The following is an 11,379-nucleotide window of genomic DNA, read 5'->3' on the forward strand; positions in this document are numbered from 1 at the left end:
TTTTTTCAGGCCATGCTGCGCATAATCTGGATTTTCATCCAGTATTTGACGAGTTCTTGCATGGCCGATTTTCGTACTCACCTCAGCGTCGCCGTGGCCGGCGGCGCACTGCTTGGCCTCGGTGGCTGGCACGCCACCCAGTTGTCGGCTGCCGAAGCCTCGTCCCTCGCCGTGTCGACCGCCTTCGGCGGGATACTGCCGGATATCGACTCCGACCAGTCCCATGCCATCCGCCTGATCTTCACGCTGTTTGCCGTGCTGGCGGTGGTGGGCGGCGCGCTGTGGTTGCAGGGGCGGCTCAGCCCCGGAGCCATCGTCCTCGCTTGTGGCGGGCTGTATATCGGCGTGCGCTATGCATTGAGCGCGGTATTCAAGCGCTTCTCCGTGCATCGCGGTATCTGGCATTCGCTGCTGGCATCGTTGTTGTGCGGGCTGACGACCACGGTGGCCAGTTATCAGTGGCTTTCGCAGAGTGCCTGGATGGCGTGGGCCCAGGGGCTGGCGCTGGTCGTGGGCACGCTGATTCATCTGCTGCTCGACGAGTTTTACAGCGTCGACTTGGTGGGCACGCGCATCAAGCGTTCCTTCGGCACGGCGTTCAAGCTGTTCGACTATCGCGAGCCGGGTAACTCGGTACTGATGCTGGTACTCACCGCCGCCCTGGTGCCGTGGCTGCCGCCTTGGCAGGCACTGCTCGAGCTGCTGGCTCAGGGCGCCGTCTGGCGGTAATCCTCGGCCTTGAGGCTGTATTTCCTGAGCTTGTCGTAGAGCGTCTTGCGCGGCAGCCCCAGATGCTCGCAGACCGCGGGAATGCGGCCACGATGGCTGGCCAGCGACTGGCTGATCAGGCTCTTCTCGAACAGCTCCACCTGCTGCGGCAACGCCATATCGCCGGGCCCCGGTTCGGCGCCATCGAGCAGGGCGTCGAGCCGGTAGTCGTGGGCCGTGCCCAGCAGGACGTAGCGTTCGGCAAGGTTGCGCAACTCGCGCACATTGCCCGGCCAGTCGTGGGCCATCAGCGTCGAGATGCCGCCGGCATCCAGCGATGGAGCCTCGAGGCCGCTGCGGTTGGCGGCGACCACTGCGAAATGCTGGAACAGCAGCGGGATGTCTTCGCGACGCTCGCGCAGTGCCGGGATCGGCAGCGTCACCACGTTGAGTCGGTAGTAGAGGTCCTCGCGAAACCGGCCTTCCTCGGCGGCGGCCTTGAGATCGACCTTGGTGGCGGCGATCACGCGGATATCGAGAGGGGTCGGGACATTGGCGCCCAGGCGTTCGACACAGCGCTCCTGCAATACTCTCAACAGCTTGACCTGCAGGGCGAGTGGCATCGATTCGATCTCGTCGAGAAATACCGTGCCGCCGTTGGCGTGTTCGAACTTGCCGATGCGTCGCTCCACGGCGCCGGTAAAGGCGCCTTTCTCATGGCCGAACAGCTCGGACTCGATGATGGATTCCGGCACCGCGCCGCAGTTGATGGCGACGAACGGCTGGCCGCCGCGTGCGCTGCGCTCGTGCAGGGAGCGGGCGACCAGGTCCTTGCCGGTACCGGTTTCGCCGAATAGCAGGACATCGGCTTCGACCTGGCTGATGCGCTGTACCATCGAGGCCAGGCGCTGCATGATCGGGGTGCGTCCCACCAGGCGCGGTCCCGGCGCCGACTGCTGGGCCTCGAGCTCGGCCTTGAGCTGGCGGTTTTCCAGACTCAGGCGGCGTTTCTCGATGCCGCGGCGGACCATTTCCACCAACCGTTCGCCGGCGAACGGCTTTTCCAGGAAGTCCCAGGCGCCCTCACGCATGGCCTCCACCGCGGTGGAGATGTCGCCATGCCCGGTGATCAGGATCACCGGCAGGTCCGGGTCACGGCGCCGGACTTCGCGCAGCAAGCTCATGCCATCCATGCCGGGCATGCGGATATCGCTTACCAGGACACCGGGAAAGTCCGCGGTGAGACGTTCGAGCCCGGCTTCGGCACTGGCCAGGGTTTGGGGCGCATAGCCCGCCAGCTCGAGGGTCTGGCTGGCAGTGATGCGCAAATGCTCCTCGTCGTCGATGATCAGCACCGGGCTGGCCGTGTCGTCATGCATGGGAACTGGGCTCCTGAGAGTCGTGGGGAAGGGAGTTTACGACAGAGTCGCCGCTGGTAGGCAGCGTGATGAGGAAGCGGGCGCCGCCACCGGCTTGATTGCTGGCCTCGAGGCGTCCTCCCATGTCGTCGATGATGCGTGACGAGATCGACAACCCCAGGCCCAGACCGCTGCCCGTCGACTTGGTGGTGAAGAAGGGTTCGAACACGCGATTCAGGTGTTCGTCGGCGATGCCTGGGCCGTTGTCCGCCACCGTGATGTGCACCTCGCTGCCGCGTGGCTCGATGCCCAGGACAAGCCGCGGCGAAGGGGTCTCGGCCATGGCTTGCAGGGCATTGCCGATCAGGTTGACCAACACCTGCTCGAGGCGGACCAGATCCGCGCGTACCCAGGTTTCCTGGGCAGGCCAGTGGCGGACGATCTCGACCCCCGCCGAACTCAGGCGCGCCTGATAGAGGCGCAGGGCATAGTCGAAGCAGGCCGGCACCGAGACTGCGGTCAGGGTGTCGCCGCTCTTGCGGGAAAACTGCTTGAGCTGGGCACTGATCTTGGCCATGCGTGCGGTCAGCTCGACGATCTGCTCGAGATTGGCGTCAGCGGTGTCCAGGCGTTGGCGGGCCAGGAAGGTGCGCGCGTTCTCGGCATAGGCGCGAATCGCCGCCAAGGGCTGGTTGAGCTCGTGATTGATGCCGGCGGCCAGTTGGCCGAGCACCGCCAACTTGGCTGCCTGGATCAGTTCGTCACGGGTCTGGCGCAGGTTGGCCTCGGCGCGCCGGCGCTCCTCGATCTCCGCCGACAGGCGGCGGTTGGAGTCGACCAGATCGCGTGTGCGCCGTTCGACGTTGCGCTCCAGTTCATCACGCGCCCGGGCCAGCGTCTGGCGCTCGCGTTCGGCGAACAGCTCACGCTCGCGGCGCAGCCGCCGGCGCTGCCAGCCGAAGCCGCCGGCGAAGACCACCACTCCATAGAAACCGCCGGCCAGCAGGGCGGCTTGCCACTGGGCGCGTTGGACCGGGAGTTGGGGCTTGAGAATGTGCATGTCCCAGCCGAATTCAGGCAGGGGGCGGGTCAGCAGCAGATATTCTTGCCCTGTCAGTGGGCCGCGAGAAAACCCCACCAGCTGGCTCTGGTCGCGGAGTGGCGCGAGCATTTCGATTCCCGAGGAGGGCAGGGGTTCGTCGGCATAGCGGCGGGTGGCGAGCAGGGCATCGCGCTCATCGGGGGAAAGCGGATGGAGCGCCGTCATGCGCAACTCGGGATGACTGGCCATGAAGATGATGTCGTCCTGGTCGGTGACCAGCAGCTCGGCGCTCTGGCCGGCCCAGCTGTTTTCCACGGCGTCGAGCAGGACCTTGACGACCATCACGCCATCGGGATTGCTGTCGCCGTCGTCGAGTGTCACCGGCGCTGAGAAGTAGTAGCCACGCTCCAGCGATTGCACCCCGAGGCCATGGAAACGGCCTTCCCGGCCCGCGATGGCGTCCTGGTAGTAGCTGCGGAAGGCATAGTTCTGCCCGATGAAGGTATTGGGCAGATGCCAGTTGCTGGCGGCCAGGGTATTGGCATAGCGGTCGAGCAGATAGATGTCGGAGACATCGGCGGTTGCACGAAAGTGATCCAGCAGCAGGTTGACCGGCATCGCGTTCTGCTGATCGGGGGCGGCCAGAAAGCGCTTCACGAGTTCTCGGGAAGCCAGCAGTTCGGGCAGGTAGTCGTGGCGCGACAGGTGTCCCTCGAGGCCGGCCGCGGACAGCCGCAGCTCGTTCTCGGCCTCGTCATGCAGGGTCTGCAAGGCTTGATCGCGGGCTACCTGTGCCGCTTGCCACACCACCAGAACGAATCCCAGCGGCACCAGCAACATTAGCCAAAGGCGCCATCGCCGTGACATGCCGTTGGATTTACCCGTTGGCACGGTCGGGCATGGCCTGGGCGCGGCGCAGGGCGCGTTGGGCTCGCGTTTCGGCACGCTCCATCTCCAGCAGTTCTTCTTCGACGAATACCAGGTGCTCGTGGGAGCGAGCGCGGGCATCCTCGGCACGGCCCTCGATAATGGCATCGAGCAGCGCACGGTGCTGTTCCATCAAGCGAGGGCGAGAGTCGGGCTTTTCGAACAGGTGGGTCAGGTTGTCGACGATACTCCGTTCCAGCAAGTGGAAGATACCGCGAATCGTGTGCAACAACAGGACATTGTGGGCAGATTCGGCAATGGCCAGGTGGAAGGCGGCATCGGCCTTGGCCTCCTGCGCCGGATCGCGGCCGGCGAAACAGGCTTCCAGCTCCTCAAAGCGTTCGACCAGCACTGCCTTGTCGGCCGGTGTGGAGCGCAGGGCCGCGTAATAAGCCGAGATGCCTTCCATGGCATCGCGGAACTCCAGCAGGTCGAGGTGGAATTCCTTGTGCCGGGGCAGCATGTCCAGCAACGGATCGTTGTAACGCGTATTGAGTTCTTCAGTCACATAGGTGCCACCGCCCTGGCGACTCGAGAGCAGGCCGCGGGCGGCGAGCTTCTGGATGGCTTCGCGCAGCGACGGTCGCGAAACGCCGAAGCGTTCGGATAGCTCGCGTTCCGGCGGCAATCGCTGACCGGGCTTGAGGCTACCCTCGAGAATCATCGCTTCGAGTCGCTCGGTGATGACATCGGCGATGCGCGGCTGTCGAACGGGTTGGTAGGCCATGTGTATCTCTCGTGAAAGCGGGGCGTCGGCGTTGCCAAGACGTAGCGGGGATTGTGACAAAAAACCTGTCGGGCGCCCAATGGGAATTGGTATTACCAAATTTAGGTTATCTCCTCCTCATGTACAATTCGCGTTCTTGGAAAATTGTTTTATTCTTTCAGTGGGTTAATGCTGAGCATTTGATGCTGCTACCAAAGTATAAGCCGTGTTGGCGAGAAAATATGCGCGACGCATTTGACACTCGATGGCGGGCCCTCCTAAGGTTCACCAACATTATCAGTAAATTGGTTTTACCAATTTACCAGGCTGATAAACAGCCTGGCGAGCGCCTCGCCCATGCGACAGGCGTCGGCTGTGAGGGAAAGGCGAGGAGACCCGAGAATGACACCAGTCAAGCTGTACCCCCCCAAACCGCAGAAGGCCTACGTTTTCGGAACCTGCCTGATCGACATGTTCTATCCGCAGGCCGGGCTCGACGGGATTCGGCTGCTCGAGCGTGAGGGGATCGAGGTGGTCTTTCCCGATGACCAGACCTGTTGCGGTCAGCCTGCCTATACGTCCGGCTATCATGACGAGGCGCGTGCCGTGGCCGAGGCCCAGCTCGACCTGTTCCCCGAGCCCTGGCCGATCGTCGTGCCATCCGGCTCCTGCGGCGGAATGATGCGTACCCATTATCCCCAGCTGTTCGCCGGGACCCCCCGCGAGGCTCAGGCCAAGGAGGTGGCGGAACGGGTCTTCGAGTTGACCGAGTTTCTGGTGCATGTCTGTCATGTCCAGCTCACCGACAAGGGACCGTCACAGCGCGTTGCCATGCATACGTCATGCAGCGCGCGTCGTGAGATGGGGCTGGCCGGTACCGGTCCCATGCTGCTCGCTCAACTCGACAAGGTGGAACTGGTGGAGCAGGCCCGTGCCGAGGAGTGCTGCGGTTTCGGTGGGACCTTTGCGGTACGTCATCCGGAAGTCTCGGCGGCCATGGTCGAGGACAAGACCCTGGCCATCGAGGCCAGTGGAGCCGAGCATTTCGTCACTTCCGATTGCGGTTGTCTGATGAACATCGCCGGCCGCTTCGAGCATCAGAAGAAAGCGATGCAAGGTGAGCATATCGCGTCATTCCTGTGGCGGAGGTCCTCATGAGCGTGCAGCCCTTCACCCCCCAGACCTTTACTCCCGAGGCTTTCCACCGCCAGGCGCACGACGCCCTCGGCGACCCGCAGATTCGCCATAATTTCCGCAAGGCCATGGATGGCTTGATGGCCAAGCGTCGCGAGGTGTTCAGCGACTGGGATCTGGAAGCTCTGCGCGAACTCGGCGCCAATATCCGCTTGCGTGCGCTGGCCAGGCTGCCCGACCTGCTCGAGCAACTGGAAGCCAACTGCCAGGCCAATGGCATCCGGGTGCACTGGGCGGAGGATGGCGAGCAGGCCTGTCGCATCATTCGCGAGCTGTGCGAGGCGCGCGGCGCCAAGTCCGTCATCAAGGGCAAGTCGATGGTCTCCGAGGAGATGCATCTCAACGCCTATCTGGAAGCGGCGGGTATCGAGGCGCTGGAATCGGATCTTGGCGAATACCTGGTGCAACTCAATGAGCAGACGCCGTCGCACATCATCATGCCGGCGATCCACCTCAATACCGACGAGATCTCCGAGATCCTGCACGACAAGACGGGCACCGAGCGGACCCGCGATGTCGACACCATGACCGCTGCGGCGCGAGCCCAATTGCGTGAGCGCTTCATGGCCGCCGATGTCGGGGTCTCCGGGGTCAACTTCGCGGTGGCCGAGACCGGCACCCTGTGCCTGGTGGAAAATGAGGGCAATGGCCGCATGACCACCACGGTGCCACCGGTGCACATCGCCGTGACCGGGATCGAGAAGGTCGTCGAGCAACTGCGTGACGTGCCGCCCCTATACGCCCTGCTGACGCGCTCGGCTACCGGCCAGCATGTCACCACCTACTTCAACATGATCAGTTCGCCGCGGAAGCCTGGTGAACATGATGGCCCCGAGGAAATTCACCTGGTGCTGGTCGACAACGGGCGCTCCAGCATCTACCAGGACGACGAGTTGCTCGACACCCTGCGCTGTATTCGCTGCGGGGCGTGCATGAATCACTGTCCGGTGTACACCCGGGTTGGCGGCCACACCTATGGCACCACCTATCCCGGCCCCATCGGCAAGATCCTGATGCCGCACATGCTGGGGCTGGAAGCGACCAGGGATCTGCCCTCGGCCTCGAGCCTGTGCGGTGCCTGCGGGGAAGTCTGTCCGGTGAAGATTCCGATTCCCGACCTGCTGGTGCGCCTGCGCAAGGAGGCCGTCGGCGAGGGGCGTGGCAACGTGCCCGGCGCCGGCGTCAAGCGTAACCGCAGGGAGGTGCTGGCCTGGAAGGGCTGGCAATGGCTGGCCACGCATCCGTCGGTGTGGCGAGGCAGTGCTTTCGTCGCCGGCAAGCTGCGTGCCCTGACGCCAGCGAGACTCGGCCCCTGGACCGACCATCGCAGCTCCCCCAGGCCGGCCAAGACCTCGCTGCATGCCCTGGTCAAGCAGTATCGTCGGCAGGAGGGGCCGCGATGAGTGCACGCGACAACATCCTCCGGCGTCTGCGCGAGCGTACCGATGGTGCCCTGACGGCGCCCGGGAGCGATTTCAGCGTGGTCACCAACCGTGGCTGGAGTCAGACCGAGCGCCTCGAGCGCTTCGAGCGGCTGATCACCTCGGTGCATGGCGAGGTGATCCACACGACCAGTGACAACTGGGGTGCCAGGCTGGCCGACGTCGTGACGACCAAGTCGATCAAGCGCCTGGCACTGGGGCGCGAACACCCCGTCGCAGTGGGGGCGCGTGCTGCCCTGGCGGGACTCGATGTCGAGCTGGTCGATGCCGATCGCGATATCGAGTCCTGGAAGCGCGAGCAGTTCGAAAGCGTCGATGCCGGCCTGACCTCGACGCGTGGCGCGATTGCCGAGACCGGCAGCCTGTGGCTATGGCCGACCCCGGACGAGCCCCGCCTGATCAGCCTGGTGCCGCCGATTCATATTGCCGTGCTGGATGCCGATACCCTCGAGGATACCTTTTTCGATGTGGTCGAGACCCATGGCTGGGCGGGGGGCATGCCGACCAATGCGTTGCTGGTCTCCGGCCCCAGCAAGACCGCCGACATCGAGCAGACGCTGGCCTATGGGGTGCACGGCCCCCGGGAATTGGTGGTGCTGGTTCGGCATGCCCAGGAGACTGCATGAGCGCACACGGCAATCCGCAGGCTTATCAAGAGCTGAAGGCTGCATTGGCTGCGGAGATCCCTGGCGAGCGGCTGATCGACGATCCGCTCAGGACACTGGCTTATGGCAGCGATGCCAGCTTCTATCGGCTGATCCCGCAGCTGGTCGTGCGGGTCGAAAGCGAAGCCGAGCTGATCCGGGTGCTGGCCGAGTGCCATTCCCGCCGTCTGCCGGTGACCTTTCGTGCCGCCGGGACCTCGCTGTCGGGGCAGGCGGTTACCGACTCGGTGCTGATCCTGCTGGGGCGTGCCTGGCGTGGCCACGAGATTCTCGACCACGGCGCGGCGATCAGGCTGCAGCCCGGGGTGATCGGCGCCCGTGCCAATCAGCTGCTGGCGCCCTTTCGGCGTAAGATCGGCCCCGACCCGGCGTCGCTCAATAGCTGCATGATCGGTGGGATCGCCGCCAATAACGCCTCGGGCATGTGCTGTGGCACGGCCCAGAACAGTTACCGTACGCTGCGTGATATCCGCGTGATTCTCGCCGACGGTACGCTGCTGGATACCGTCGACGCCGACAGTCGTGAGGCCTTTCGTCACTCGCATGCCGCCTTGCTGGGTGAGCTCGAACGGCTGTCGCGTGAAACCCTGGCCGACACCGCTCTCGCCGACAAGATCCGCCACAAGTACCGGCTCAAGAACACCACCGGCTATGCCCTGAACAGCCTGGTCGACTTCACCGACGGCATCGAGATCCTCAAGCATCTGATGATCGGCTCCGAGGGGACGCTTGGCTTTATCAGCTCGATCACCTATGACACCGTGGTTGATGAGCCTGAAAAGGCGGCGGCACTGGCGATCTTTCCTGACATGGCCACCACCTGCCGGGCGACCATTGCCCTGAAGCAGACCCCGGTCTCGGCGGTGGAGTTGATGGACCGCGCCGCCCTGCGCTCGGTGCAGGACAAGCCAGGGATGCCCGAGTTCCTGGGGGCGCTTCCCGACGGGGTGGCGGCACTCTTGATCGACGTGCGCGGCAATGACGAAGCGGTGCTTGAATCCCGCGAGGCGCAAGTACATGCCGCTTTGGAAGGCCTCAAGACCCTGGAGCCATTAACCTTCATGCGCGATTCGGTGACCTACGAGCGGTACTGGAAGATCCGCAAGGGGCTGTTCCCGGCAGTGGGCGCAGTGCGCGAGACCGGTACTACCGTGGTGATCGAAGACGTGGCCTTCCCCGTCGAACGCCTCGACGAAGGCGTGCTGGCGCTCGGCGAGGTGTTCCATCGGCATGGCTATCGGGACGCTATCCTGTTCGGTCATGCCCTGGAGGGGAATCTGCACTTCGTCTTCCCGCAGGGCTTCGAGAAGCCTGGGGAGGTCGAGCGCTATCAGGCGCTGATGGACGAGGTCGCCCACCTGGTGGGGGGCGAATACGGCGGCTCGCTCAAGGCTGAGCATGGCACCGGGCGCAACATGGCGCCCTATGTGGAGCTCGAATGGGGCGCCGATGCCTATGCCCTGATGTGGCGGATCAAGGCGCTGTTCGATCCCGCCAACCTGCTCAACCCCGAGGTGATCCTGAGCCGCAACCCGACCCTGCACCTCGAGAACCTCAAGCCCTTGCCGGCCGCCGATCCCATCGTCGACAAATGCATCGAGTGCGGCTTCTGCGAACCGGTATGTCCGTCGAAGGACCTGACTCTCACGCCGCGGCAGCGCATCGTCATTCGTCGCGAATTGGCCAGGCTCGAGGCGTTGGGTGAGCGAGCCAGCAACGACGACAAGGCGCGTATCGAGCGGCTATGGCAGGACTACCGCTATCAAGGCGACGAGACCTGTGCCGCCATTGGCCTGTGTGCTACGCAGTGCCCGGTGGACATCAATACCGGCGACCTGATTCGTAACCTGCGCCACGAGCGTAATATCGGCAAGGCCGGTGTGGCGCGCACGATCGGCCGTCATTTTTCCGGGGCTACGCGCCTCGGGCGGGGTGTGCTCAATGTGGCGGCTATCGGCCAAGCGGTGCTTGGTGACAAGGGGATGACCAAAGTCAGTCGTGGCTTGCGCAATTTCAGTGGCGGGCGTCTACCGCAATGGCTGCCGAGTATGCCCAGGGCGGCCTCGATCAAGGTGCTGAGCAGGCCCGTCGGTAGCGGCGACGTCGCGCGCGACAAGGTGGTCTATCTACCTTCCTGCGCGACCCGGGTATTCGGGGCCGGTCGCGATGACCAGGAGTCGCGGTCGGTGATGGAGCTGACGCTGGCGCTGCTCGACAAGGCCGGATACGAGGTCATCATTCCGGCCATGCCGGGGCATCTGTGCTGTGGCATGGCATTCCAGTCCAAGGGGCAGTTCACCGAGGCCGAACACAAGGCGAGGGAGCTCAATCGTGAATTGCTGGCAGCCAGCCAGAACGGTCGCTATCCAGTGCTCAGCGATACCAGTCCCTGCACCCTGCAGATGCGGGCCACCCTGGACAAACGCTTGATGCTGCTGGAACCGGTGGCCTTTGCCCACGACTACCTGCTGCCACGATTGGAGATTACACCAACGACCGAACGCATCGCTGTACATGTCACTTGTTCAAGTGCGCGCATGGGACTGGCCGACAAGTTCGTCGCCCTGGCCAAGGCCTGTGCCAAGGATGTCGTGGTACCGGCGGAGATTGATTGTTGCGGCTTCGCCGGTGACAAGGGGTTTGCGACCCCGGAACTCAATGCCTCGGCCCTGCATGGCCTGGCCGACCAGGTGAAGGACTGTGCGGCTGGCTACTCCAACTCACGCACCTGCGAGATTGGCCTTAGTCAGCATGGTGGCATTCCCTATCGCTCGATCCTGTCGCTGGTCGATCGGGTCAGCCGACCGAAGACTGCCGTGGCGCCTGGCCAGGCGCCGGCATAGGGAGGAGGCAGGATACGCCCTGACCGGCTTTTCATGACAGAGGCGTGAAAAACCCCTTGCAGGCGGCGTCGGAACGCCGTAGAGTACGCATCCGCTGCCGACGACGGGCATACGTCGCGGGCGGTGGAGGGTGGTGGAAGCGCTTGTTTCTGTTGAGATTTTCGAGATCGCTGTGGCGATTGCGGCTTGACAGCGGCGCGGGCATTCGCGAGAATGCGGCCCCACTCGCTCGGCGGCCCTCGGGCCGTGCGCCAGGCGTCGACTGACGGGCTGGCGGCACGCGAAACGCCTTGACAGCGCGCGCCGAGTCAGTAGAATACGCCTTCCTCGCAGGGCGCTGGTGAGCCACCCGGTGGCACGACAGCGAAGCGAGACGCTCCCCTCTTTAGCCGAGGCCGGAGCCGCTCTTTAACAATCGATCAGGTAATTCATGTGGGCGCTTGTCGGTGAAGGGGTGAGCAGTCACCAAGACCTTCAAGGCAAGCGACTCGTCA

Annotated in this window: 8 protein-coding genes; 5 read left to right on the forward strand and 3 right to left on the reverse strand. The window is 64.0% G+C overall.

The annotated features are described in order from the left end of the window. The first annotated feature begins 60 nt into the window (after nucleotides 1–60). Nucleotides 61–729, forward strand: coding sequence for a metal-dependent hydrolase (locus ACFOEV_RS19665; protein ID WP_386776592.1), 669 nt, complete (start codon nucleotides 61–63; stop codon nucleotides 727–729). Here the strand turns inward: ACFOEV_RS19665 and ACFOEV_RS19670 are convergent. Genes ACFOEV_RS19670 through ACFOEV_RS19680 form a run of 3 tightly spaced genes read right to left on the reverse strand, consistent with a single transcriptional unit; the run spans nucleotide 708 to nucleotide 4,762 of the window. Continuing rightward, nucleotides 708–2,087 carry a sigma-54-dependent transcriptional regulator gene (locus ACFOEV_RS19670; RefSeq protein ID WP_386776593.1) on the reverse strand — a complete coding sequence of 460 codons (1,380 nt, stop codon included), beginning with the start codon at nucleotides 2,085–2,087 and terminating at the stop codon, nucleotides 708–710. The two genes, ACFOEV_RS19665 and ACFOEV_RS19670, sit on opposite strands and share 22 nt — an antisense overlap. Further along, nucleotides 2,080–3,975: a sensor histidine kinase gene (locus tag ACFOEV_RS19675; RefSeq protein WP_386776594.1), complete on the reverse strand. Its 1,896-nt coding sequence runs from the start codon at nucleotides 3,973–3,975 to the stop codon at nucleotides 2,080–2,082. The genes ACFOEV_RS19670 and ACFOEV_RS19675 overlap by 8 nt, the downstream gene beginning before the upstream one ends. Before the next feature lie 10 nt (nucleotides 3,976–3,985). Next, a complete protein-coding gene (locus ACFOEV_RS19680) occupies nucleotides 3,986–4,762 on the reverse strand; it encodes a GntR family transcriptional regulator (protein WP_386776595.1) in 777 nt (258 codons plus the stop codon). Nucleotides 4,763–5,143: 381 nt separating this feature from the next. Between ACFOEV_RS19680 and ACFOEV_RS19685 the strand changes: the two genes are divergently transcribed. The 4 genes from ACFOEV_RS19685 to ACFOEV_RS19700 are packed head-to-tail and all read left to right on the forward strand — an operon-like array spanning nucleotide 5,144 to nucleotide 10,885. Further along, nucleotides 5,144–5,899 (forward strand): (Fe-S)-binding protein, encoded by a 756-nt coding sequence (locus tag ACFOEV_RS19685; protein ID WP_386776596.1) that lies wholly within the window; start codon nucleotides 5,144–5,146, stop codon nucleotides 5,897–5,899. Further along, entirely contained in the window at nucleotides 5,896–7,338 is a 1,443-nt protein-coding gene (locus ACFOEV_RS19690) for a LutB/LldF family L-lactate oxidation iron-sulfur protein (protein WP_386776597.1), read from the forward strand. The genes ACFOEV_RS19685 and ACFOEV_RS19690 overlap by 4 nt, the downstream gene beginning before the upstream one ends. Beyond that, nucleotides 7,335–8,003 carry a LutC/YkgG family protein gene (locus ACFOEV_RS19695; protein ID WP_386776598.1) on the forward strand — a complete coding sequence of 223 codons (669 nt, stop codon included), beginning with the start codon at nucleotides 7,335–7,337 and terminating at the stop codon, nucleotides 8,001–8,003. The genes ACFOEV_RS19690 and ACFOEV_RS19695 overlap by 4 nt, the downstream gene beginning before the upstream one ends. Further along, the gene (locus ACFOEV_RS19700; protein WP_386776599.1) at nucleotides 8,000–10,885 is read left to right on the forward strand and encodes an FAD-binding and (Fe-S)-binding domain-containing protein; all 2,886 of its coding nucleotides are present in this window, start codon (nucleotides 8,000–8,002) and stop codon (nucleotides 10,883–10,885) included. The genes ACFOEV_RS19695 and ACFOEV_RS19700 overlap by 4 nt, the downstream gene beginning before the upstream one ends. Nucleotides 10,886–11,379: the final 494 nt, after the last annotated feature.

The sequence above is a fragment of the Litchfieldella rifensis genome, assembly GCF_042646605.1.
In the GTDB taxonomy this organism is placed as follows: domain Bacteria; phylum Pseudomonadota; class Gammaproteobacteria; order Pseudomonadales; family Halomonadaceae; genus Litchfieldella; species Litchfieldella rifensis.